Source organism: Kinneretia sp. DJ1R-11, assembly GCF_025717595.1.
In the GTDB taxonomy this organism is placed as follows: Bacteria; Pseudomonadota; Gammaproteobacteria; order Burkholderiales; family Burkholderiaceae_C; genus Paucibacter_A.
The window spans coordinates 129,573-154,106 of record NZ_JAJIRR010000012.1; the positions used below are offsets into that span (position 1 = coordinate 129,573).

Genomic DNA, 24,534 nt, shown 5'->3' on the forward strand with positions numbered 1-24,534 from the left:
CCCAGTCGCTGAACGCCAAAGTCAACCTAGGAACTCAGCGCACCATGCCACTCGCCCCTTACGCCTGCGACCCTGCAAACAGTCGTGGCCGGCGCCATCCGGAGGCGGCGGCGCCGACCCGCAGCGAGTACCAGCGCGACCGCGATCGCATCATCCACAGCACTGCGTTTCGTCGCTTGGTCTACAAGACCCAGGTCTTCATGAACCATGAGGGCGATCTGTTCCGCACGCGGCTCACACATTCCCTGGAAGTGGCCCAGTTGGGGCGCTCCATGGGGCGAAGCCTGGGGCTGGATGAAGACTTGATCGAAGCGATCGCGCTGGCGCACGATCTGGGTCACACGCCTTTTGGTCATGCGGGGCAGGACGTGCTGGACGACTGCATGAAGGCCCACGGCGGCTTTGAGCACAATCTGCAGTCGCTGCGCGTGGTGGACAAGCTGGAATTGCGTTACCCCGCTTTCGACGGGCTCAACCTCAGTTTCGAGACCCGCGAAGGCATCTTGAAGCATTGCGCGCGCCGCAATGCAGAGCTGCTGGAGGTGGCCGAGCCCGACGGCGTCGCCAGAAGATTCCTACACGGTGGGCAGCCGAGCTTGGAAGCGCAGCTCTGCAACTTGGCCGACGAGGTCGCCTACAACGCCCATGACGTCGATGACGGTGTGCGCTCCGGCCTGCTGACTCTTGAGCAACTGGAGGAAGTGCCCTTGGTGCACTTCTATTTGCGTGAGGCCTTGGTGGAGTATCCGGACCTGGACAGCAAGCGCCTGCTGTTCGAAACGATACGGCGCATGCTCTCGGCTCAGGTCTACGACATCATCGATGCCACTCGGCTTGCCTTGGCGGAAGGCGAGGGCATTGGCAATCTGGCTGCCGTGCGCTCAGCTCCACCGCTGATTCGGTTCAGCCCGGAGATGCGCAAGGCAAGCACCGAGCTCAAGCGCTTCTTGTTTGCCAAGCTCTATCGCCACAGCCAAGTCCAGCAAACCCGACTGCGGGCTGAGCAGGTCTTGCGCGACTTGTTTCGTATCTACACCAGCGAATCGGCGCAGCTTCCGCCCGATTTTGCCGGCTCCACCGACGCTCCACGCGCATGCGCCGATTACATCGCTGGCATGACAGACCGCTTCGCCTTGCGCGAACACCAACGTTTGACGGGCCAGACTCTGTTCTGAGTTGCCTGCGGCGTGGAGCGGGCTCGGTAAAAGGACGGCAGCACCAACTGATGCCATCAATGGATGATTTCTGTCGCCAGTCGCTGTGAAGCCGCTCAAAATAGGGTCAGTGTCATTTAACTCGCCGTTTTTGGAGCAATCACCATGGCTCGCCTCCCACGCTTGCTGCTGCCCGGTCAGCCTCACCATCTGATGTTGCGCGGCAACAACCGCCAGCCCATCGTTCACGCCGATGCGGACCGGCAGCAAGTCTTGGAGTTCCTGCGCGATGGCGCGCGCCAGTACAGAGTTGCCATCCATGCTTATGCGCTGATGGACAACCATTTGCATCTGGTGGCTACGCCTGAAGACGAGCAGGGCATCAGCAAGATGATGCAGTCTCTGGGCCGCCGCTATGTTGCATGGTTCAACCACAAGTACGGGCGGACCGGAACCTTGTGGGAAGGGCGCTTCCGTGCCACGGTCATCGACAGCGAACGCTACTTTCTGGCTTGCATGCGCTATGTCGAACTGAACCCGGTGCGCGCCGGGCTCTGCGCCCTGCCGGAAGACTTTCCTTGGTCAAGTTGCGCCAGTCACCTTGGACGGCGCAGCGATGCTTTGCTCAGCGAGCACCTCCTGTACTGGACCCTTGGCAACACGCCCTTCGAGAGGGAAATGGCCTATCGCGAACTGTTGATGGAAGGTTGCACGGAAGCCGAGCGCCTAAGCATCACTCAGGCCACGCTGAAGGGCTGGCCATTGGGTTCCAGTGGCTTCCTCCGTGCTCTGGCGGATCAAACGCAGCGCCGCGTGCAGCCGCAAGCCCGAGGTAGGCCGCGAAAGCTGGACGTTACAAGCGAACCATCTGCGCCTTCAATCATCTCGAAAAATTACTCTGACCCTATTTAATTGAGCGGCGATCAGTTGATTAGATATAAACAGACTCTGACCCTAATTCTTTTTGCTTGAGGCTTTTGCTGCAGCGCATTAATCTCCGTCTCCGTAACTGAATTACGTCGGAGAGTGCCATGAGCCAGAACGCAGCAGACCATCAAGCCGAGATCCAAGATCTGGCCGCCCACGGCATGTACCGGCCGCAGAACGAGAAAGACGCATGCGGCTTGGGTTTTGTGGCACACATCAAGGGTCAGAAGGCGCACTCCATCGTTCAGCAGGGTCTGAAGATTCTTGAGAACCTGGACCACCGGGGCGCTGTCGGTGCTGACAAGCTGATGGGCGACGGCGCCGGCATCCTGATTCAGATCCCCGACGAATACTTCCGTGCCGAGATGGCCAAGCAGGGTGTGGAACTGCCGCCCCCTGGCGAGTACGGCGTCGGCATGATCTTCATGCCCAAGGAGCACGCCTCCCGCCTGGCTTGTGAGCAGGAGTTGGCCCGCGCCATCAAGGCCGAGGGTCAGGTCTTGCTGGGCTGGCGCGATGTGCCGGTCGATGCCGAGATGCCCATGTCGCCGACGGTGCGGGACAAAGAGCCCATCATTCGCCAGATCTTCATCGGCCGCGGTCCGGACATCATCGTGCCCGATGCCTTGGAACGTAAGCTCTATGTGATCCGCAAGACCGCGTCGAGCGCCATCCAGGCGCTGCAACTGACGCACAGCCGCGAGTACTACGTGCCCAGCATGAGCTGCCGCACCATCATCTACAAGGGCCTGTTGCTGGCCGATCAGGTGGGCAGCTACTACAAGGACCTGGCCGACCCGCGTGTGGTCTCCGCCATCGCTCTGGTCCACCAGCGCTTTTCCACCAACACCTTCCCCGAGTGGCCGCTGGCCCACCCCTACCGCATGGTTGCCCACAACGGCGAGATCAACACGGTCAAGGGCAACTTCAACTGGATGCGTGCGCGCGAGGGCGTAATGAAGTCGCCGGTGTTGGGTGAAGATCTGAACAAGCTTTACCCGATCAGCTTCGAGCACCAGTCCGACACGGCCACCTTTGACAACGCTCTGGAACTGCTGACCATGGCCGGCTATCCCCTGGCCCATGCCGCCATGATGATGATCCCGGAAGCCTGGGAGCAGCACGAGCATATGGACCTGCGCCGCCGGGCGTTCTACGAGTACCACGCCGCCATGATGGAGCCCTGGGATGGCCCGGCCGCCATGGTCTTCACCGACGGCCGCCAGGTCTGCGCCGCGCTGGATCGCAACGGTTTGCGCCCAGCCCGCTACTGCGTCACCGACGATGACCTGGTCATCCTGGCCTCAGAGTCCGGCGTGCTGCCCGTGCCCGAGAACAAGATCGTCAAGAAGTGGCGCCTGCAGCCCGGCAAGATGTTCCTGATCGACCTGGAGCAGGGCCGCATCATCGATGACGAAGAGCTCAAGAACCAGTACGCCAACGCTCGGCCCTATCGCCAGTGGATCGAGAACGTGCGCGTCAAGCTCGACGATATCGACGTGGCCGACACCTCGGCTGCCAGTTTCAGCGCCAGCCTGCTCGATCGCCAGCAAGCCTTTGGTTTCACGCAGGAGGACATCAAGTTCCTGATGGCGCCTATGGCCGCCACCGGCGAAGAAGCCCTGGGTTCCATGGGCAATGATTCGCCGCTGGCCGTGCTGTCGAGCAAGGACAAGCCGCTGTTCAACTATTTCAAACAGTTGTTCGCTCAGGTGACCAACCCGCCGATCGACCCGATCCGCGAGGCCATCGTCATGTCGCTCAACAGCTTCATCGGCCCCAAGCCCAATCTGCTGGACATCAACGCGGTCAACCCGCCCATGCGCCTGGAGGTGTCGCAGCCGGTGCTGGACTTCAAGGACATGGCCCGTCTGCGCCAGATCGAGGCCCACACCCACGGCAAGTTCAAGTCCTACGAGCTGGACATTACCTACCCGCTCGCCTGGGGCCACGAGGGTGTGGAGGCGCAACTGGCTTCGCTCTGTGCCGAAGCGGTCGATGCGATCAAGAGCGGCCACAACATCCTCATCATCACCGACCGCGGCCTGAGCGACAGCCATGTGGCAATCCCCGCCTTGCTGGCCCTGTCTGCCATTCACCACCATCTGGTGCGTGAAGGCCGCCGCACGACAGCCGGCCTGGTGGTCGAGACCGGCAGTGCCCGTGAGGTGCACCACTTTGCCGTGTTGGCCGGCTTTGGTGCCGAGGCGGTTCATCCCTACCTGGCCCTGGAAACCCTGGCCGAAATCGCCGCCGGCCTACCGGGCGCTTTGTCTGCCGACAAGGCCATCTACAACTACATCAAGGGCATCGGCAAGGGCCTGTCCAAGATCATGTCCAAGATGGGCATCTCCACCTATATGTCCTACTGCGGCGCGCAGATCTTTGAGGCCATCGGCTTGAAGTCGGACTTCGTGGAGAAGTACTTCCGCGGCACGCCTACGCAGGTCGGTGGCATCGGTGTGTTCGAGGTGGCCGAAGAGGCCATCCGCCTGCACCGCGCCGCTTTCGGTGACGACCCGGTTCTGCACAGCATGCTGGATGCCGGCGGCGAATACGCCTGGCGTGCCCGCGGTGAGGAACATATGTGGACACCGGACGCCATTGCCAAGCTGCAGCACAGCGCGCGCAGCGGCAAGTTCGACAGCTACAAGGAATACGCGCAAATCATCAATGACCAAAGCAAGCGCCACATGACGCTGCGCGGCCTGTTCGAGTTCAAGTTCGACCCTAGCAAAGCCATTCCGCTGGATGAAGTGGAGCCTGCGTCCGAGATCGTCAAGCGCTTCGCCACCGGCGCCATGTCCCTGGGTTCCATTTCCACCGAGGCCCATGCCACCCTGGCCGTGGCCATGAACCGCATCGGCGGCAAGAGCAACACCGGCGAAGGTGGCGAGGATCCGGCGCGTTATCGCAACGAGCTCAAAGGCATCAAGATCACGGCAGGTACCAAAGTGTCTGATGTGATCGGCAACAAGGTCATCGCCGTCGACTACGAGCTCAAGGAAGGCGATTCGCTGCGCTCCAAGATCAAGCAGGTGGCTTCGGGCCGCTTCGGCGTCACCACCGAATACCTGGTCAGTGCCGATCAGATCCAGATCAAGATGGCGCAAGGCGCCAAGCCGGGTGAGGGTGGTCAGCTGCCCGGCGGCAAGGTCAGCGAGTACATCGGCATGCTGCGTTATTCGGTGCCGGGCGTGGGCCTGATTTCGCCGCCGCCGCACCACGACATCTATTCCATCGAGGACCTGGCCCAGCTGATTCACGATCTGAAGAACGTGAATCCCAAGGCGGATGTGTCGGTCAAGCTGGTCTCGGAAGTCGGCGTGGGCACCATCGCCGCCGGCGTCACCAAGGCCAAGGCCGACCACTTGGTCATCGCCGGACATGACGGCGGCACGGGCGCGTCGCCCTGGAGCTCGATCAAGCATGCTGGCACACCCTGGGAGCTGGGCCTGGCTGAGGCGCAGCAAACCCTGGTGCTGAACCGTCTGCGCGGCCGTGTGCGCGTTCAGGCCGACGGCCAGATGAAGACCGGCCGCGATGTGGTCATCGGTGCGCTGCTGGGCGCTGACGAATTCGGCTTTGCCACCGCGCCGCTGGTGGCCGAAGGCTGCATCATGATGCGCAAATGCCACCTCAACACCTGTCCGGTCGGTGTGGCCACGCAAGACCCGCTGCTCCGTGCCAAGTTCACCGGCAAGCCCGAGCATGTGGTGAATTACTTCTTCTTCGTCGCCGAGGAAGCGCGCCAGATCATGGCGCAGCTGGGTCTGCGCAAGTTCGAGGATCTGGTCGGCCGCAGCGATCTGCTGGACACCAAGAAGGGCATCACCCACTGGAAGGCCAAGGGCCTGGACTTCAGCCGGGTCTTCCATCGCCCGGCGCTGGCGGCCGATGTGGCCCGCACGCATGTCGATGTGCAAGACCATGGCTTGGACCGCGCTTTGGATGTCAAACTGATCGAGAAGTGCTTGCCTGCCTTTGAGAAGGGCGAGAAGGTGCAGTTCATGCAGGAGGTCAGCAATGTGCGCCGCACGGTCGGCGCCATGCTGTCCGGCGAACTGATCCGCCGCCGTCCTGAGGGCCTGCCTGACCACACCATCTTCATCCAGATGGAGGGCACGGGTGGCCAGAGCTTCGGCGCCTTCCTGGCCCAGGGCATCACCTTCTACTTGATCGGTGACGCCAACGACTACACCGGCAAGGGCTTGTCCGGCGGCCGCGTGGTGGTGCGGCCCAGCATCGATTTCCGTGGTGATGCGACGCAGAACATCATCGTCGGCAACACCGTGCTTTACGGCGCAACGCGCGGCGAGGCCTTCTTCCGCGGCGTGGCGGGTGAGCGCTTTGCGGTGCGGCTCTCGGGTGCCTCGGCCGTGGTCGAGGGCACGGGTGACCATGGCTGCGAGTACATGACCGGCGGCACCGTGGCTGTGCTGGGCAAGACCGGTCGCAATTTCGCTGCTGGCATGAGCGGCGGCATTGCCTATGTGTTCGATGAGGACGGCCAGTTCGCCAAGCGCTGCAATACCAGCATGGTCGCCTTGGACAAGCTGCTGCCTTCGCACGAGCAGGAAGCCACCGTGGATCGCGCCGTCTGGCACCACCTCGGCGACGCGGAGGCGCAGACCGACGAAGCCATTCTCAAGAAGATGTTGGAAGACCACCACCGCTGGACCGGCAGTGCACGGGCCCGCCACATCCTCGACCATTGGGCTGAGTCGCGCGCCAAGTTCGTCAAAGTCTTCCCGCACGAATACCGCCGGGCGCTGGGCGAGATTCACGCGGCCAAGCAGGCGGCTTCGACCATTGAGAACGCCAAGGCTCCGGCCGGTGCCAAGCCTGCCGTCAAGGTTTGAGCGGGGCTGGCCCCATCAGTGTCGAGGCAAATCTGGGTCGGCAATCAAAAATGACTCTGACCCCAATTTTGAAATTTTAAGAGCCAGAGTTCGAAAAACGACTCTGACCCTAATTAGTGCTAATTAGTGAAATTCAGGAGCGAAGCATGGGCAAGGTTACGGGCTTCATGGAGTTTGAGCGGCTGGAGGAGGGCTACGAGCCGGTCGGTGCGCGGGTCAAGAATTACAAGGAATTCGTGATTGGCCTGAGTGTCGAACAGTCCAAGCAGCAGGCTGCGCGCTGCATGGACTGCGGGACACCGTTTTGCAACAACGGCTGTCCGATCAACAACATCATTCCGGATTTCAACGACTTGGTGTACCAAGGGGATTGGGCCAATGCCATCACCATCCTGCACAGCACCAACAACTTCCCCGAGTTCACCGGCCGCATCTGCCCCGCGCCCTGCGAGGCGGCCTGCACGCTGAATGTCAACGACGACGCGGTGGGCATCAAGTCCATCGAGCACGCCATCATCGACCGCGCATGGGCCGAAGGCTGGGTGCAGCCGCAGTTGCCCAAGTACAAGACCGGCAAGACCGTGGCCATCGTCGGCTCCGGCCCGGCCGGCTTGGCGGCCGCCCAGCAGTTGGCGCGTGCCGGCCATAGCGTGACCGTGTTCGAGAAGAACGACCGTGTTGGCGGCCTGCTGCGCTATGGCATCCCCGACTTCAAGATGGAGAAGTCCCACATCGACCGCCGCGTTACGCAGATGGAAGCCGAGGGCGTGGTCTTCCGCACCGGCGTGCTGGTCGCCTCCATGCCGGAAGGCTCCAAGGTCACCAACTGGGCCAAGCAGAGCATCAGCCCGGACGAGTTGAAAGCCCAGTTTGATGCCGTCCTGCTCAGCGGCGGCTCCGAGGCCAGTCGCGATCTGCCGGCGCCCGGCCGTGAGCTCAGCGGCATCCATTTCGCGATGGAATTCCTGCCGCAGCAGAACAAGGTCAATGCGGGTGACAAGCTCAAGGGTCAGATCCGAGCCGACGGCAAACATGTGGTCGTGATCGGCGGCGGTGACACAGGCAGCGATTGCGTCGGCACCAGCAACCGCCACGGCGCCAAGAGCGTCACTCAGTTCGAGCTCATGCCCCAGCCACCCGAGGTGGAAGACCGCCCTCTGACCTGGCCTTACTGGCCGCTCAAGCTGCGCACTTCCAGCAGCCACGAGGAGGGTTGCGAGCGCGAGTTCGCCATTTCGACCAAGGAGTTTGTCGGTGAAAAAGGCAAGCTGACCGGCGTCAAGACCGTGCGCGTCGAATGGCAGGGCGGCAAGATGGTCGAGGTGCCGGGCTCTGAGCAGATCATCAAGGCCGATCTGGTGTTCCTGGCCATGGGCTTTGTTGCTCCGGTCGCCACCGTGCTCGATGCCTTTGGCGTCAGCAAAGACGCACGCGGCAACGCCAAAGCCAGCACTGATTTCAGCGGTGGCTACAAGACCAATGTAGACAAGGTCTTCGCTGCTGGAGATATGCGTCGGGGCCAGTCCCTGGTCGTGTGGGCGATCCGAGAAGGACGTCAAGCGGCCCGTGCAGTGGATGAGTTCCTGATGGGGCGCAGCGACTTGCCTCGTTGAACGTCCAAGCCCCGAGGGACCGGCGCTCGCGGGCCCAGGATCAGCAGGGAAGCTTGGGGCCCGAAGGTGGCCCTTGACTGCGCCAGCGTGGGGGTTCGCCTTCTAGGAACTCGACTTCCACGCAAAGGCGTGCACCCTGTTTCGAATGAAGGCCGAGTCCGTCGCTGGCCATGCGGCCGACAAACGCGGATCGAATGGCTTCAATGAATGCGTCTGGTAGAGCTCCCGGCTTAAGCTCGATGGCGTCGACTTGCCCCCGGCGGCCCAAAATCATCGTCACTTGGGCACTGGCGTGCCCACCGGGCAATGGGCTGTCGGGATGTTCGATCATCAGCCCTGATTCGTACAGGCTTGGACTGTCCGTTCGAGCCTCGGTCTGGAACTCATCCTTGCCGGCTGGGCTCATGCGCTCGGGCTCAGCCGAGGTCTGCCGAACCGGATCCAGCGGGCTCCCAGGCTCTTTTGTGTTTGCAGGTCCAAGCTCGAGCACGTCGTCCGTCACTTCATTCTGAGGCCCAGTGTGCGCAAGTTCGTCGTGCAGCAGGCGAAGCTGCACACTTTGGACAGTCGCTTTTGATCCGCTGGCTCGCTGAGTCGAGGTCAGTGCATCCACGCCCCAAAAGGCCAGCGCATGCAGGCTGAGGGCCAATATCACACTGGCCCCCAGCGCTTTGTGCCGCGTGCTTTGCTCAGCCATGCGACCGAACAGTCCGGGTGGCGCTCACTGCACCGACAGCTCGCGCCATGAGATACGGCCGGCGGGGTCGACGCGCCCGCGCGGAGGTTGCGGGCTCACCTTGGTCTGCGCATTGGTCAATCGGGTAATGGAAACCAGCTTGTTGTTGGGAAGCTTGATCACCACCGGCCGTGTGGCTAAGGCCGTGCCCAGGGACAGGCTGGTGATTCCGTTTGTGGTCGGCGGTGGCGCGCCATTGCGGTAGTCGAAGTAGTTGATCCAGCTGGAGCCGCCGACACTGCAAACGCCTGAGGCATCCACCACATTGGAGTTCACCGTCAGGATGCCTTGCACCAGCATCGGGTCCAAGGTAACTCGCTCGCGTGTCACTGGCAGATCCACATACCAGCCATTGTTCGTGGCCAGATTGACGGTGGCCGGTGTGCCATTCGAGCGCACCGACTCTCCCGGCGTACAAAAAGTCGAGGCGGCCGGACAAGTGGTGGTGGTCAGGGTCTGCATGACGAACTTGTTGGCAGGAGTACGAGGGTTGAGGAAGTCACTCGAGTTCAAACGATCCTTGATGGCGTAGATGCTTTGAGGGGTGCTGTCGCTGAGGTCGGAGACACCGAGGTAGCGCCCCGTTCCCACATAGACCATGGCATAGCCGTCCACATCGCCCAATTCCGGCCGCGAGGTGATCGGCTGGGCTGCGCCACCCTCCGACACCAAGGTCGCCAGCCGTTGGGCCTCATAGCCCGCAGGAGCGATGTTGTTGTTGATGTCAAAGCGCCAAACATTGCCCAGATTGTCTCCACCGTAGACACGCAGAGCTAGGTTGTTGAGGTCCGAGTTGTCGGCCCAGGCGCGAATGAAGCCGAGTCCGCTGGGCGTGGTGGTCGAACCGACCGGCAGATTGGCCACCTTGGTTTCGATGCCATTGGGAATCGCCGCCACCTGCATGCCTGTCGCTGCATCGAGCACGAACAGGCGACCATTGCCATCGCCGGGCGATACGTTGTTGTAGCCTGAGGGCACGATCACCACCCAGGTGCCGTTGGCAAGTTTGGCGATCTCGGCTTTGCCGATGGTGTAGCCGAGGTTGTTGTTGGTGAATTCCCAGAGCGGCTTCGGATTGGCTGGGTCGGTGACGTCGATTGCGTAGTAGGCACGACCGCCGGCCCCCAGGCCTGCGACCAGCAGCGTTCGCCATTGGCCGCCAATGTTTACGTCCTCGATCACTGGGCTGCCATCGACGAAGTACTCATGGTCATTGGCATAGCCCTTGTCGGCCAGCTTGTACAGTTTGGGCAAGACCTGGGTGGGCACGTAGGCCCAGGCTTCTTCACCGGTTTCACCGAAGAACGCATGCAGCATGCCGTCGTTGGCGCCGACATAGACCATGCCTTTGCGCGTAGAAATGGCTTCCGAGGCGCTGAAGTCTGCATAGCCAGTGTCGGCCAAGTGCAGCTGCGGTTGTTTCACATACGTGGCTTCGGAGTTGATGATGTCGCCGAGCACATGCTTGCGTTCACGGTAGTACTTGCCGGGGTTGCTGACCGGGCCCTCGTTGCTGCGGTCTCCGCGCAGGAAGCGCACCAGATTTTCGCCGGCGGCACTGGCCTGATCTGCAGCGGACAAGCAATTGGCACCAAAGTTGCAAAACTGTGACAGACCACGACCTGCGGCGGTAATGTTGGCCGTTTGGAAGTAAGCCTTCTCGCTGGCGGTCATGGTGGTCCAGTCGAAGGCCTTGCGCTTGCTGGCGACCGAACCGTCGAACATATAGATGGTGCGGGTGGCGCTGGCATTCAGCAAGTCGCGGGCTGACCAGTCGGCCGCGCCGGGCATGATGGCGCCGGAACTGAGATCGATGCGCTGTGCCTTGAGTTCACCGGTCCATTCGCCAGACACAAAGTTGGAGACGAACACCTGATTGTCACCGGCCGAGATGTTCGGGTTGCTGGTCGTGGCGGCAGCCGACGCGCCAACCTCCGCATCGATGGATGCCAGTGCATTGGACAGCCCTGCGTAGAGGGTTGAGGGATCACTGGCGCTGAAATAGCTGCCGCCACCGTTCACGGCAGCGTGCCAGAGATCGTCGATGGTGGTCAAGGTGTTGTTGACCGGCGTCGGCCAATTGCAGTCACCCGAGTTTTGCCAGGTGCAGACACCTCCGGCGATGTTCGGTGTGCTGCCCTGAGCCACGGCAAAGTAGTCGCCGCTGGTCGCGGTCATGTAATCCGCCCGGAACTGCATATAGCCCGATGCACCCAGTCCCAGGGTGTAGGTGATCATGCGCTGAACTTCGCTTGCTGTGCCATTCCCACAGACATCGGCGCCGGTGCCTGAACCGCTGGTACAGGCGGCCGAACCATTGGTCCCGGTGCGCAGATCGGTCTTCTGGAAATAAGCCGACACGTCGGCCAGGGTGTCGCTGGTGGCATTGCCGTCTAGCTTGGGACGCGGCAAGGTGCCGTCCTGGTCGCCCAATGCGGTGGTGCCGTCCAACTGGGTCAGTGTGATGTCTTCATTCCAGAACCCATCAGTGGACAGAATGGTGAAGTTTCGTTGGCAGGAGTACTGCACCGGATCCACGATGGTTTCGCCATTGAGCGTGCCCGTCCTCTTGCCCGCATAAAGCCGACCGGCAGTGTCCAGTGCCTTGCGCAAAGGCGTTGAGCCCGAGGGTTTGGCCGCGATCAAGCGGCTGAACCAGGTGGCTTTGTCGTCGCCACTGAAGGTCTTGAGATTTAGGAATGCATTGCCCTGGCTGTTGTTGATGCTCAGGTAGCCGACCCGATAGTCATCCTGGACGCCGGCAAAAGCCAAGCTGGTCGAGGACTTCATCATCTGCATGCGGGTTCGGTAGTAGGTCCACCAGTTCGCAAAGTTGGTCATTTCCTCTGCGTAAGTGCAGGTGGCACCGGCGCAGTCCTTGCGCGTGGCGGCCTTGGGATAGCTGGTGCGGCTGGGAACAATGTCCACCCGCTCGAAGCTCCCCGGATAGCCGGCTGCGGTGCCTGGCTCGGCAGGCACTGCGGCTTGGTAGCCACTGAAGGCGGGCGTTCCCGGACTGATGGTCAGGAAGCAGCTATTGGGTGTCTTGGCGATAGAAATCGCCCCTGGGTTGGCGACGCCTGCCGGAGCGGTGATGGTGACGGTTCGGTTGGACAGTGTGGCGCTGAAGCCCGAGCTGCCCGTGTTGATTCGGCTCGTCAGCGATGCAGCGAGGTCGCTGCGTATGTATTCGCTGCTGGTGGCACTGGAAAGAATATTGACGCCATTGACTCGAAACGACGTGATGGACATGTAGCAGCTGTTGCCGCCCGCGGTGTTGATGGCCGAAATGGTGACGACCGCTTGAGCGCGCACCTCGGCGCTGGCAGGAATTCCGGCTACGCCTGCAGTAAAGTACTTGCTCGGGAAGCGCACATAGGCATAACTGCTGTTGCGTACGGCTTGGCAAGAGCCACTGCTGGGCGTTGCCGCACGGGCGTTTTCGTCGCTGTCGCACCAGCGTACGGGGGCTGGATACTTGTAGATCCCGGTGGCGCTGGATTGGCAGTTTCTCAGATTGACATCGTCACAGTACTCGGCCGCGTTGATCTTGTAATAGTGCGGACCCCAATCTTGTGCCACGGTGCTGGCGTTGTCCGGTGCGCCTCTGGCCTTGAAGCCGCTGCCGCTGGCCGAACTTTCCCGGTAGGTGCTGTAGTCCTTGTTGTTGACCGTGCCTGGCAACACATAGTTGTCATTGCGAAGGCAGTCGGTGTAGCTGCTGTCCGTGCACCACTGCATATCAGGAAACTCGGTCAGCAGATTGATCGAGCTGGTGCTCTGGATGCCATAGGCATCGTTGGCCACCGAGGTCCAGCCTCCGGTGTTCGCCGAGGTCATGCTGGACCAGCTGACGCCGGTTGCGTTCACCGGGGGCAGGTAACGCGTGGCCGGGTTGTAGGCCATGCCATTGAAGCTGGAGCTCAAGAAGGGCGGGTGACCACGCCGACTGTTGAAGCTCGGGGCCGAGCCCGTCCAGCAGGCTTGGCTGCTGTTGCCGTTGCGGCAGCAACTGCTGTCGAAACTTCCGCTGTCAGTGACGGTGGCGCCTGTGGTCCGGCATAGGCGCGGGTCAGGGTTGCCCGTGGCGTTGATGTGGTCGGGCATGAAGTCAAAACCCATGGATCCCGAGTCATCCAAGACAAACAGCAAATTGGGTTTCACAGCATTGGGCGAGGCCACGACCAGAGGCGTCTGCGAGATATCGGTGGTTCCCGCATACAGGCCTTGGCTGCCAATCAGCAGAGCCAAGCCCAGGCCCAAGGAAGTCAGGCGTGTGCGAGTGTTCATGGGGGGCTCCAATTCATTTCGGTCAACTTGCACAAGGCTCACAGGGCCACGATGGCCTGGGCGAAACCGACGGTATTTCGTGGGCCCAGCACGCGGGCCGTGATGCGGTAATAGATGGCATCAGGGACGCCTGAGGGCTTGCCGCCGCCGGCGCTCACGCTGGTGCCCGAGGTCACAGGAAAGGGGTTCGCCTCACAGCCGATGCCAGCCACGCCTGAATTCGGATCCCCCGTGGCATTGCACAGCCGGTGGATGATGAAGGACACACGGTTGCCGGCGGCATCGGTGGCCAAGGTGGTCACGCGGTTGGTCGGCACCAGCACCGTGGTCCAGTACTGCTCCCAGTTCTGGCCGGCGGCCGGGTTCTGCTGCATGGCGACATAACCGACCGGCTCCCCGGCTGCAATGGTGATGTTCTGAAACAGTCGTGTACCGAAGTTGTTTTGCTCCAGCCAGGCAATCGCGCTTTCGATGCCGACATTGGCTGACTGCAGGGCCGACTGTTGAAAGGCCAGATTGCCGGCCACCTTGTTGCTGCTGAGTAGGGAGCGCATCAGGCCGATGGCGGCCAGAGACATGGCCACCAGGACAATGATGGCCAGCATCAGCACGATGCCTGATTGCCGGCCGGGCCTTGGCTGTGGGCCAGGGCCGCGATGTTGCGAGCGTGAAGAGTTGGCGTTCAGCATGATGCGTTGTTCCGTAGCGGCACCACGGCTTCGAAAACCCGGTAGCGATAGCGCTGCCAGTCAGCATTGCCGCTCAGATTGATGGCCAGGTTGGCGCTGCCTGCCCAGACGGGCGAGTTGGCTGCGACGGTGACAGCGGTTTTTTCCAGCTGCCCGCTGCGTGTCGTGATGGCCAGACGCAGGCCCAGGACGGCGCTCCAGCTGAGGCAAGTTGCAGCAGGTTGGGTCTGGTCGAAGGTGTCGCCGGCCCGTACATACTGCATGCGCAGGCTGACCACGTCGTCAATGATGGGCACCCAGTTGACTGTGGCTGCATTGGTGCAGTTCTGGGCCATGAAGTTGCACTGTGTCAGGCGTCCGCCGCGCACGGCATACACCAGTACCTGGGGGGATTGGCCGAGATTGAAAAGAACTTCGGGCGTGGCGACACCACCAGTGGTGACCGCGACATTGGCGCCTACCGGGATCGCGGCCACCCGGTCCATCTGGACGGTGCAGGCCGCCGGAGGAACGCGCCAAGCGGCTATGACGAAGTCGTTGAGATTGAAGGCGGTCGGCGTCGCGACGGGATAGTTCAATGCGCTTGGTGTCGGAATGATCAAGGTGCCCTCGGGCGAGCCATTGCCGCTGCCCGAGATCACGAGCAAAGTGTCGGTGTTGGCGTCGCCGGCTGGAATCGACGCGTGGTTGATGAAGACTCGTCCGAGGCCGTTCAGCTGGGTTCCCCCCGGCATCAGCAGATTGCAGCCGAGCAGGTGGCGATTCGAAATGCCTTGCCCGCTTTGGCGGATGTCGCGCTGCAGCTGCGCCACGGCCAACGCGCCATTGGTTTGGGCGTCGTCGCCACTGGTGGCGGTGCGCTGACCTTGGTTGGACAAGGAAAACACCTGCATGACGACGATCACGGCAATCATGCCTAGCACCAAGCCGACCATCAGCTCGATCAGGCTGAAGCCGAGAGTCGAGCGTCGCCGCAGTGAAGCGGCGTGCGGAATTTGAAGAGAAGCATTCAAAGGAGGACTCCTCTTTCTTATTTGATTTCGGTGACCATGAGCAGTTGGTGTGGAGTACTACCCAGGTTTTCCCCGGGAGCCTCCCACTTCACGGTGACCGTGACGCGCACGCTGTCCGTCAGCACCGGTCCCCCTGGGGCGCTGGCCGGCAGAGGCGGGATGGCCACCATGGTGACCACCGGCTGATTGGCCTGTGCACCGGGCAAGACGGCCACCACCTTGTCACGCCAAGCTTTGTAGCCATCGCCCAGGTCGGCGCTGCCGTACTTGGTTTTCATCGCGGCGAGCGTGCGGTCGCCCATCCACAGTTGGCCGATCAGTTCGTTGGCCAGCAAGGCGGCATCAGACCGGAACTTGGCTTGCCCGGCTTGCTTGACCGCTGTGGCTTGCAAGCCGACCAGTCCAAGTACGCCCAGAGCAAAGACCAGCAAGGCCACCAGCACTTCGAGCATCATGAATCCGGCCAGGCCAGATCGAGCTGTGTTCGCTTGTTTCATGGAAGTGTTCCCGTCGAAGACTCAGCAAGCCTGCGGGTCGCCGGCGGCGAGATTGGGGTTGCACAAGCGAATCTGCCCAGCCGTGCTGATGAGAATGCGCAGGCAGGTGATATCTCCGCCTGCGGAGACGCAGCTGCCAGACGCGCTGGGCGGGCTGACGTTGATCGTGACGTCAGCGGCTGGTACCGGATTGAGACGTCCCACGCCATTGAAGACCAAGGAGGCGACACTGGCATTGACCTGCACGCCTGTTGAGCCATCACCGGCCGGGCGGCTGTGCAGGATGCGCGGTGCAACGCTGTCGGAGAACGCCGCCGCACATTGACCGGCCACCGAGTCGGCCACCGTGTTGGCATTGATCATATTGACCACCCAGTTGGTGCCGGTGGTGGCAATGGCGCATGAATTGGTCAAAGAGCTGGTCAGTTGAAAACGCACCAAGGTGTTACGAGACACCGCTTCTGCTTTGGCCAATTGCAGTCCATTGGCGATGGCGCTGGCGGCGGTTCGAATACGCGTGTTGGCCAACCAATCGCTGAAGTTGGGCGCCGCCACAGCCATGAATATGGCGAGCAAGGCCAGGCTGACCACCAGTTCCACCAATGTGAAACCACGCCTTGCGGCGCGGCGACAGCGTGCGGTCTTCAGCATGTTCCGTCCTGCTTGGTGGCCCAGCAGTTGTTGGGGTTGGGCAAACTCCAGCCACTGGGTACGTTGACCGTGACCTTGGTCCCGGACTGGTTGACCGTGTAGGTGAATCCCGCCATGGTGTCCTTACCGACCGCTTGCAAGGTGAAGGCAGTGGCACTGGAGGCCGAGCAAGAAAACGTGAAGTACTTGCTGCTGCTGGTGTCACTGTTGCAGTCGGGGGCACCGGCGTAGGTTCGGAAATCGAGAAAGTACTGCTCCAGTCGTACTTGCTTGACAGCCAGAGGCGAGGTGGCCTCGGGCACCTTGCCACGGGTTACGTAGTTCTTGTAGCTGGGAATCGCCACTGCCGCCAGGATGCCGACGATGGCCACCGTGATCATCAACTCGATCAGGGTGAAGCCGCGGGCTGGGAGCTGCAAGTGCGGGTTTGCTTGGCGTGACATGGGGGGGGCTCCTGTTTGGAAATCATTTTCGGCCGCAGCATTTCGCTTGTGTAGCCGCCTATCAGACTGTCCCTCGCGCTGGTCGGAGCCAGGCCCGGAAATGTGAACTATTTGGGGTGCTTCTCGGTGGCTCGGTGCGCGATCGGTGTTTCCCCTATGATGTGATCTTTGTCAATCACGGGCCTGTGCCCGCCTGCCCGAGGCTCATGGCCCCCTACTCATCCACTTCCATTTCCGCACCAGAAACGCCTCTGATCGAATTGCGTGATGTCAGCTGCGGTTACGGCGACCGGGTGATTCTGGAGCGCGTGAATCTGCGCATCCCGCGCGGTAAGGTGCTGGCCTTGATCGGCACCAGCGGCGGTGGCAAGACCACGGTATTGCGGCTCCTGGGTCGGCAGATCAAGCCGATTTCTGGTCAGGTGCTTTTCGACGGCGTGGACCTGGCAGGTTTGAACCTGGATGAGCTCTATGCAGTTCGCCGGCGCATGGGCATGTTGTTCCAGTTTGGTGCCTTGTTCACCGATCTCACGGTGTTCGAGAACGTGGCCTTCCCGCTGCGCGAACACACCCGCCTGCCTGAGCCCATGATCCGAGATCTGGTGCTGATGAAGCTCAATGCCGTCGGCCTGCGTGGTGCGCGTGATTTGCTGCCGTCCGAGATTTCCGGCGGCATGGCGCGCCGTGTGGCCTTGGCGCGAGCCATTGCGTTGGACCCGGATTTGGTGCTCTATGACGAGCCGTTTGCCGGCCTGGACCCGATCTCGCTGGGCGTTGCAGCGCGCCTGATCCGCGATCTCAACGATGCGCTGGGCCTGAGCAGCATCATCGTCTCCCATGATTTGCACGAGACCTTTGCCATCGCCGATGAGGTGGCCATGATCGCCAATGGGCGCGTTGTGGCACAAGGCACGCCCGATGAGCTGCGCCATAGCAGCGATCCCCTGGTACAGCAATTCGTCGGCGCGCATGCGGATGGTCCGGTGCGCTTCCATCAGCCGGCCTGTCCGGTGGCCGAGGATTTTGGCCTGGGAGCGGCAGCATGATGGTCAATTTTTCGGCCACCATCGGCCGTAGCGTGCGTCAGCAATTGGTCGACCTGGGTTCCAGCACACGGCTGTTCCTGCAATTGCTGGCCCGCTCACCGGCTGCCCTTCTGCGCTTCTCGCTGGTGCGAGAGCAAATCTACTTTTTGGGCAATCGCTCGCTGTCCCTGATTGGGGTCTCGGGCCTATTCGTCGGTTTCGTGCTGGCCTTGCAGGGCTACTACACATTGCAGCGCTATGGCTCGGCCGAAGCCGTGGGCCTGCTGGTGGCGCTGAGCTTGGTTCGCGAGCTGGGGCCAGTGGTCGCGGCCCTTCTGTTTGCCGGGCGCGCTGGTACATCGCTGACGGCCGAAATCGGCTTGATGAAGGCAGGCGAACAGCTGACCGCCATGGAGATGATGGCTGTGGACCCGCTGACTCGGGTGCTTGCCCCGCGTTTTTGGGGCGGCTTCATCGCCATGCCCTTGCTGGCGGCGCTGTTTTCGGCGATCGGCATCATCGGTGGTTGGCTGGTGGCCGTGCCCCTGATCGGCATCGATGCCGGCGCCTTCTGGTCGCAGATGCAGGGTGGCGTCGACGTGTGGGCCGATGTGGGCAATGGCGTCGTCAAGAGCCTGGTTTTTGGTGTCACCGTGACCTTTGTGGCCTTGTTGCAGGGCTATGCCTGCAAGCCCACGCCCGACGGCGTGGCACAGGCGACCACGCGCACGGTGGTGATGTCGTCGTTGGCGGTCCTGGCACTGGACTTTGTGCTGACCGCGATGATGTTCTCGATTTGATTTGTAGGGGTAGAGGATGCAAGCCTCAAGGCATGATGCATGGGTGGGTTTCTTTGTGCTGCTGGGCGGAGCGGCCTTGCTGTTTCTGGCCCTCAAGGCCGGCAACCTGCTGAGCCTGAACTTTGACGAGACCTACCAGGTCACGGCCAAGTTCGACAATATTGGCGGTCTGAAGTCGCGCGCGGCGGTCAAGAGTGCGGGCGTGGTGATCGGTCGAGTGGAATCCATCACCTTCGACGACAAGAGCTTCCAGGCCAAGGTGGTCATGAAGCTCTATAAGAACGTCGCGTTCCCCAAGGACAGCTCGGCCAAGATCCTGACGGCCGGCCTGCTCGGTGAGCAGTACATCGGCTTGGAAGCCGGCGCCGACGAGAAGAACCTGGCTGCGGGTGACAACATCAGCCAGACCCAGTCGGCCGTGGTGCTGGAAAACCTGATCGGCCAGTTCCTGTACAACAAGGCTGCGGATTCCGGCACGCCGGCCGGCGGAGCCAAGCCATGAGTACTTGGAGTCGCGGCTTGCGCCAACTTCTCCTGGTCTTGGGCATCGTCTTGCTCAGTGGCTGTGCCAGTCTGCGCGGCCCCGGTGCACAAGGGCAAAAGCTGGACCCCTGGGAAAGCTGGAATCGCAAGGTCTTCAACTTCAACGAGGCGCTGGATGCCAGCGTGCTCAAACCCGTGGCCACGCTCTATAGCGATGTGGTGCCGGCGCCAATCCGCCAGGCCGCCGACAACTTCTTCAGCAATGTGGCCGATGCATGGTCTGCGGTGAATCTGCTCTTGCAGGGGCGTTTCAAGGCCAGCGTGGAGCAGGGCATGCGCTTTGCCGTCAACTCGACCCTGGGTTTCGCCGGCCTGCTCGATATTTCCACCGAAGTCGGTCTGGAGCGCAAGAGCGAAGACCTGGGCAAGACCTTCGGGGTCTGGGGCACGGGCACCGGGGCCTACATCGTCTGGCCCTTGTTCGGCCCGTCCTCCTTGCGAGACACCCTGGCCCTGCCTTTCGACCGCATCGCCACTTCGCCAACCCTGGTTGTCAAGGATGGCTACAGCAAGACTGCGCTCGGTGCGCTGCAGCTGATCAATGCCCGTGCCAACTTCCTGCGTGCAGGTGAGATGCTCGACGGCATCGCCCTGGACAAATACACCTTCATCCGCGACGCCTACTTGCAGCGTCGCGGCAGTTTCGGCAATGACGACGAGTACGAGGTGCTGACACCCGAGCCAGTCGGTGCGCCCGCTTCCAGCCCGCAGGCCGGGCCTTGATCGGTTCCGCGCCCCCGCTTCAAAGGAATGATGAAATGAATGTTTTGCGACGTGTCCTGAATCGCGGCTTGCTGGCCGCTGCCTGTGCCCTCAGCCTCGGTCTGCCCCTCCAGCCCGCCCTGGCCGCTGACGCCAGCAGCCCCGATGGCTTGATCCGCCAGCTGTCCCTGGAAACCTTGGAGTCGGTCAAGACCGACAAGGCCATCCAGGGCGGCGATTTGCAGAAAATCATCAGCTTGGTCGACGGCAAGGTCATGCCCCATGTCAACTTCCAGCGCATGACATCTTCCGCGGTCGGTCGCTTTTGGCGCCAAGCCACGCCCGAGCAGCAGCAGCGCTTGCAGGACGAGTTCAAGACCCTGTTGGTGCGCACCTATGCCGGTGCGCTGACCCAGGTCAAGGACCAGACCATTGCTTTGCGGCCGCTGCGAGCATCGCCCAGTGATGCCGAGGTGGTGGTCAAGACTGAGATTCGCGGCAAGGGCGATCCGATTCAGCTCGACTACCGTCTGGAAAAATCCGGTGCCGTCTGGAAGATCTATGACGTCAATGTGCTGGGCATCTGGCTGGCCGATCAGTACCGCAACAGCTTCTCGCAAGAGATCGGTGCCAATGGCATCGATGGCTTGATCAAGGTGCTGACCGAACGCAACCAGAAGGCTGCAGGCGGCAAAGCCTGATGAACAGCGCGGCAAGTCTCTCCAGCATGCTGAAACTGCCGGCCTCGGTGCGACTTGACGAGGCCGGCCGCCTGTGGCCGGCATTCAATCAAAGCCTGCGTGCCGAGTCGGCCCAGGTGCGTAGCGCGGCAGGCACCGAGCTGCATCTGAGCGCGGCCGAGTTGCAGCACTTTGACTCGGCGGTCTTGACGCTCCTGATCAGCGCTGGCCGCGTCTGTGCGGCCGAGGGGCTGCACCTGCGCGTGCATGAGGTACCGCCCAAGCTGCAAGAGCTGGCGCGTGTCTATGGCGTCGCCGAACTGTTGTGGCCCGAGCTGCTCAGCTGATATAGCGTTTGCCGCGCAGATTGCGCTTGATCTCTTGCAGCATGGGCCGCAGGTCAGCGCCCAGGCGCAGGGCCACGCCGGTGGTCAAGATGTCCACGGCGGTCAGGTGCAGCAGGCGCGACACCATGGGGCTGTAACGGTCATAGTCCTCGGGGTGGTCGACCGCGAGTAAGACCTGGCCAGCGCTTAAGCCCAGCTGCGCCAGCGGTGAGCCGCTGGCAGTGATGATGATGATGGTCGCGCCCTTCTTGCGCGCGATCTCTGCTGCATCGAGCAGGTCGCGGCTGCGGCCGGAATTGCTGATGATGACCGCGCAGTCGCCCGGCTGAAGCATGGTCGCACTCATCAGCTGAACATGGCCGTCGCTGCAGGCGGCCGTATTGATACCGAGGCGAAAGAACTTGTGCTGTGCATCCTGCGCCACGATGCCCGAGTTGCCGACGCCGTAGAACTCGATGCGTCGATGGCTCCGCGCTGCTTCGGCCAGCGCATTGATCGCGCACTCGAAGGCATGGCTGGCCGCGTCGTTGCGGTAGTGAAGCAGGGCAGCGACCGCGTTGTCCACCACCTTGACGATGAGGTCGGCCGGCTTTTCATCCTCGTCCACCGCCCGGTGCACAAAGGGCACGCCTTCGTTGACGCTGCCGGCCAGCTTGCGCTTGAAGTCGGTCAGGCCGTCATAGCCGACGCTGCGGCAAAAGCGCACCACGGTCGGCTTGGAGACATGGGCTCGGTCGGCCAGTTCACTGACCGGCAGGTTGGCAAAGGCCCGTGCGTCACCGAGCAGCAGCTTGGCCACCCGCTGTTCGGCCGGCGGCAGGGCCGGCAGGGCGGCCTTGACGCGCTCGAGAATACTCATACCTGCTCTCCTGCCGGGCCGCCCCAAAGGAGGGCAGCGCCCCCTCGGGGGGCAGCGAGCGGAGCGAGTGTGGGGGCAGGCATCATGCTTCCTCGGACCAGGTGAAACCATCGCGCGCCACCAGAGCGCTGGCCGCAGCCGGGCCCCAGGAGCCCGCGGTGTAGGGGCGGGGGCCGTTGTTGTCCTGCTTCCAGGCGTCGAGGATGGGCTCGACCCATCGCCAGGCCTGCTCTTGCTCATCGCTGCGCACGAACAAGTTCAGGCGGCCGGCGATGGCGTCCAGCAGCAGGCGTTCGTAGGCGCCGACGCGGTTGGTGGCGAAGGCCTTGTCGAAGTCCAGGTCCAGGGACACTGGCGACAGCGCCTCGCCATGCGCGCCACCCTTGGCGGCCAGCAGTTGCAGCTCCAGGCCGTCTTCCGGTTGCAGTTTGATCACCAGGCGGTTGGCCTGGTTGGTGCCCGGGAAAATCGGGTGCGGCACGGGGCGGAAGTTGATGACGATTTGCGCGTCTCGGGCCGCCAGGCGTTTGCCGGTGCGCAGGTAGAAGGGCACGCCGGCCCAGCGCCAGTTCTGCACCTCGGTGCGCAGGGCGACAAAGGTTTCGCAGTGGCTGTCGGCCGGCACCTTGGCTTCGTCCAGATAACCGGGTACGGCCACGCCGCCCACCGTGCCGGCGCGGTACTGGCCGCGCACCACATCGCGGGCCACGCTCTCCGGCGTGAAGGGCTTGAGCGAGCGCAGCACCTTGAGCTTTTCGTCGCGGATGGCATCGGCATCGTTGGTCGAGGGCGGCTCCATGGCAATCATGGTCAGCAGCTGCAGGGCATGGTTCTGAATCATGTCGCGCAGCGCGCCGGTGCCGTCGTAGAAGGCGCCCCGCGTGCCCACGCCCAGCTCTTCGGCCAGGGTGATCTGGATGTTGGCGATGCTCTCGCGGCGCCACAGCGGCTCGAACAGCGCGTTGCCGAAGCGCAGGGCCGAGAGGTTCTGCACCGAGGGCTTGCCCAGGTAATGGTCGATGCGGAAGGCCTGGCTTTCCTTGAAAACCGAGCGCACCACGGCGTTGATCTCTTGGGCGCTGGCCAAGTCGTGGCCCAGGGGTTTTTCGAGCACCACGCGCACGCGCTCGTGGTTCAGGCCGGCTTCGCCGAGCTGCTGGCAGATCTGGGTGAAGAGGTGCGGGCTGGTGGCCAGGTAGAGCACCACGGTGTCGGCACTGCGCTCGTCCAACCAGTCCTTGAGGCGCTGGTAGTGCTCGGGCTGGGACAGGTCCATGCGGCGGTAGTGCAGCAGGGCAGCGAAGCGTTCGAACTCTTCTTCATTCGGGCGCTTGGAGCCGTCCACCTCGCGGAAGCGCTCCTTGAGCCATTCACGGTAACGCTCGTCACTCATCTCGTCACGGGCCACGGCCAAAATGCGGCCGCCGGCCGGCAGCTTGCCGTGGCGGAAGGCCTGGAACAGGGCGGGCATGAGCTTGCGCCAGGTCAGGTCGCCAGTGCCGCCGAAGAAAACGAGATCGAAAGACATGAGATGGGCCCTGTTGCGGTTCATCGAAAAAATGAACCCTTGATGTAACAAAGTTTCTGGAATTATGATGCATGAGTTTCGTAATTCGGTCAATGCGGCCGGCCTTTTTTACGGCGCTCATGGGGGTTTGCGCTCAAGTGCGGCTGTAACCGAGGCTCAGGCTTGCTGCGACAGGGACTGCGCAAGAGCGGTTCTAATGGAGGTTTGAACCGCTTTTTGGAGTGCCCCGTGAATCAGCTCGATCAACTCAAGTCCCTGACCACCGTCGTCGCCGACACCGGCAACTTTCTGCAGCTGGCCCAGTTCGCACCGCGCGACGCGACCACCAACCCCTCGCTGATCCTGAAAGCGGTGCAGTCGGCCGATTACGCGCCCCTGCTCAAGGACACCGTGGCCGCCCATCAAGGCAAGCCGCTGGACGAGATCGTCGACCAGGTGCTGGTGCGTTTCGGTCTGGAGATCCTCAAGGTCGTGCCGGGCCGCGTGTCGACCGAAGTCGATGCCCGCCTGAGCTTTGACCGCGCCGCCACCGTGGCCCGCGCGCGCCGCATCATGGCCTTGTACGAAGCCGCCGGCATCGGCCGTGAGCGCGTGCTGATCAAGATCGCCGCCACCTGGGAAGGCATCCAGGCTGCCGCCGAACTCGAGCGCGAAGGCATCCACTGCAATCTGACCCTGCTGTTCTCCTTCTGCCAGGCCGTGGCCTGCGGCGCGGCCGGCATTCAGCTGATCTCGCCCTTCGTCGGCCGCATCTACGACTGGTACAAGAAGAGCGCCGGTGCCGCATGGGACGAAGCCGCCCAGGCCGGTGCCAACGATCCGGGCGTCAAGTCGGTCGCCCAGATCTACAACTACTTCAAGAAGCACGGCATCCAGACCGAGGTCATGGGTGCGAGCTTCCGCAATGTGGGCCAGATCCAGGCCCTGGCCGGCTGCGATCTGCTGACCATCAGCCCCGATCTGCTGAGCCAGCTGCAGGCTCTGGATGCGCCGCTGCCGCGCGCCCTGGATGCCGACGCCGCGCGCGCTGCCGACATTGCCGCTGTTTCCTACGACGAAGCGGGTTTCCGCTTTGCCCTCAACCAGGATGCCATGGCCACCGAGAAGCTGGCCGAAGGCATCCGCCTGTTTGCCATTGACTCGGCCAAACTGGATCAGATGATCGCGAGTTGAAG

General features: G+C 62.3%; 20 protein-coding genes. 11 read left to right on the forward strand and 9 right to left on the reverse strand.

The features are described from left to right. Positions 1 to 44: 44 nt before the first annotated feature. The 4 genes from LNV23_RS18610 (at position 45) to LNV23_RS18625 (ending at position 8,556) form a co-directional block, all read left to right on the forward strand. Positions 45 to 1,175, forward strand: a complete 1,131-nt coding sequence (locus LNV23_RS18610; RefSeq protein ID WP_263564345.1) for a deoxyguanosinetriphosphate triphosphohydrolase — start codon at positions 45 to 47, stop codon at positions 1,173 to 1,175. 144 nt (positions 1,176 to 1,319) lie between these two features. After that, positions 1,320 to 2,066 (forward strand): transposase, encoded by a 747-nt coding sequence (locus LNV23_RS18615; RefSeq protein WP_263564346.1) that lies wholly within the window; start codon positions 1,320 to 1,322, stop codon positions 2,064 to 2,066. Positions 2,067 to 2,185: 119 nt separating this feature from the next. After that, positions 2,186 to 6,943, forward strand: a complete 4,758-nt coding sequence (locus LNV23_RS18620) for a glutamate synthase-related protein (RefSeq protein WP_263564347.1) — start codon at positions 2,186 to 2,188, stop codon at positions 6,941 to 6,943. 146 nt (positions 6,944 to 7,089) lie between these two features. After that, positions 7,090 to 8,556 carry a glutamate synthase subunit beta gene (locus tag LNV23_RS18625; protein ID WP_263564348.1) on the forward strand — a complete coding sequence of 489 codons (1,467 nt, stop codon included), beginning with the start codon at positions 7,090 to 7,092 and terminating at the stop codon, positions 8,554 to 8,556. Positions 8,557 to 8,596: 40 nt separating this feature from the next. Here the strand turns inward: LNV23_RS18625 and LNV23_RS18630 are convergent, their stop codons facing one another. The 7 genes from LNV23_RS18630 to LNV23_RS18660 are packed head-to-tail and all read right to left on the reverse strand — an operon-like array spanning position 8,597 to position 16,875. Beyond that, complete coding sequence (locus LNV23_RS18630) at positions 8,597 to 9,253, reverse strand: hypothetical protein (RefSeq protein ID WP_263564349.1); 657 nt, start codon at positions 9,251 to 9,253, stop codon at positions 8,597 to 8,599. 24 nt (positions 9,254 to 9,277) lie between these two features. Continuing rightward, positions 9,278 to 13,582 (reverse strand): pilus assembly protein, encoded by a 4,305-nt coding sequence (locus tag LNV23_RS18635; RefSeq protein WP_263564350.1) that lies wholly within the window; start codon positions 13,580 to 13,582, stop codon positions 9,278 to 9,280. A 38-nt stretch (positions 13,583 to 13,620) separates the two neighbouring features. Beyond that, on the reverse strand, positions 13,621 to 14,271 hold the full coding sequence (locus LNV23_RS18640) for a pilus assembly PilX family protein (protein WP_411910599.1): 651 nt from the start codon (positions 14,269 to 14,271) through the stop codon (positions 13,621 to 13,623). Beyond that, positions 14,265 to 15,284, reverse strand: a complete 1,020-nt coding sequence (locus LNV23_RS18645; protein WP_263564352.1) for a PilW family protein — start codon at positions 15,282 to 15,284, stop codon at positions 14,265 to 14,267. The genes LNV23_RS18640 and LNV23_RS18645 overlap by 7 nt, the downstream gene beginning before the upstream one ends. Before the next feature lie 17 nt (positions 15,285 to 15,301). Further along, complete coding sequence (locus tag LNV23_RS18650) at positions 15,302 to 15,781, reverse strand: type IV pilus modification PilV family protein (protein WP_263564353.1); 480 nt, start codon at positions 15,779 to 15,781, stop codon at positions 15,302 to 15,304. A gap of 21 nt (positions 15,782 to 15,802) precedes the next feature. Beyond that, positions 15,803 to 16,432: a GspH/FimT family pseudopilin gene (locus LNV23_RS18655; protein ID WP_263564354.1), complete on the reverse strand. Its 630-nt coding sequence runs from the start codon at positions 16,430 to 16,432 to the stop codon at positions 15,803 to 15,805. Beyond that, positions 16,426 to 16,875 (reverse strand): type IV pilin protein, encoded by a 450-nt coding sequence (locus tag LNV23_RS18660; protein WP_263564355.1) that lies wholly within the window; start codon positions 16,873 to 16,875, stop codon positions 16,426 to 16,428. The genes LNV23_RS18655 and LNV23_RS18660 overlap by 7 nt, the downstream gene beginning before the upstream one ends. Positions 16,876 to 17,081: 206 nt before the next feature. Between LNV23_RS18660 and LNV23_RS18665 the strand changes: the two genes are divergently transcribed. From LNV23_RS18665 to LNV23_RS18690, 6 genes are read left to right on the forward strand one after another with little or no spacing between them, the layout of a single operon-like run. Further along, a complete protein-coding gene (locus tag LNV23_RS18665) occupies positions 17,082 to 17,921 on the forward strand; it encodes an ABC transporter ATP-binding protein (protein WP_263564356.1) in 840 nt (279 codons plus the stop codon). Beyond that, complete coding sequence (gene mlaE, locus LNV23_RS18670; RefSeq protein WP_263564357.1) at positions 17,918 to 18,700, forward strand: lipid asymmetry maintenance ABC transporter permease subunit MlaE; 783 nt, start codon at positions 17,918 to 17,920, stop codon at positions 18,698 to 18,700. The genes LNV23_RS18665 and mlaE overlap by 4 nt, the downstream gene beginning before the upstream one ends. Before the next feature lie 16 nt (positions 18,701 to 18,716). Next, positions 18,717 to 19,202: an outer membrane lipid asymmetry maintenance protein MlaD gene (mlaD, locus tag LNV23_RS18675; protein WP_263518946.1), complete on the forward strand. Its 486-nt coding sequence runs from the start codon at positions 18,717 to 18,719 to the stop codon at positions 19,200 to 19,202. Continuing rightward, positions 19,199 to 19,966 carry an MlaA family lipoprotein gene (locus tag LNV23_RS18680; RefSeq protein ID WP_263564358.1) on the forward strand — a complete coding sequence of 256 codons (768 nt, stop codon included), beginning with the start codon at positions 19,199 to 19,201 and terminating at the stop codon, positions 19,964 to 19,966. The genes mlaD and LNV23_RS18680 overlap by 4 nt, the downstream gene beginning before the upstream one ends. A 35-nt stretch (positions 19,967 to 20,001) precedes the next feature. Then, positions 20,002 to 20,646: an MlaC/ttg2D family ABC transporter substrate-binding protein gene (locus LNV23_RS18685; protein WP_263564359.1), complete on the forward strand. Its 645-nt coding sequence runs from the start codon at positions 20,002 to 20,004 to the stop codon at positions 20,644 to 20,646. 26 nt (positions 20,647 to 20,672) lie between these two features. Continuing rightward, positions 20,673 to 20,972 (forward strand): STAS domain-containing protein, encoded by a 300-nt coding sequence (locus LNV23_RS18690; RefSeq protein WP_263564360.1) that lies wholly within the window; start codon positions 20,673 to 20,675, stop codon positions 20,970 to 20,972. On the opposite strand, the gene LNV23_RS18695 is transcribed toward LNV23_RS18690, so the two are convergent. After that, positions 20,965 to 21,825: a MurR/RpiR family transcriptional regulator gene (locus LNV23_RS18695; RefSeq protein ID WP_263564384.1), complete on the reverse strand. Its 861-nt coding sequence runs from the start codon at positions 21,823 to 21,825 to the stop codon at positions 20,965 to 20,967. The two genes, LNV23_RS18690 and LNV23_RS18695, sit on opposite strands and share 8 nt — an antisense overlap. An 88-nt stretch (positions 21,826 to 21,913) precedes the next feature. Then, positions 21,914 to 23,359, reverse strand: a complete 1,446-nt coding sequence (gene zwf, locus LNV23_RS18700) for a glucose-6-phosphate dehydrogenase (protein WP_263564361.1) — start codon at positions 23,357 to 23,359, stop codon at positions 21,914 to 21,916. 228 nt (positions 23,360 to 23,587) lie between these two features. Here zwf and tal point away from each other — a divergent pair, with 228 nt between their 5' ends. Then, entirely contained in the window at positions 23,588 to 24,532 is a 945-nt protein-coding gene (tal, locus tag LNV23_RS18705; protein WP_263564362.1) for a transaldolase, read from the forward strand. Positions 24,533 to 24,534: the final 2 nt, after the last annotated feature.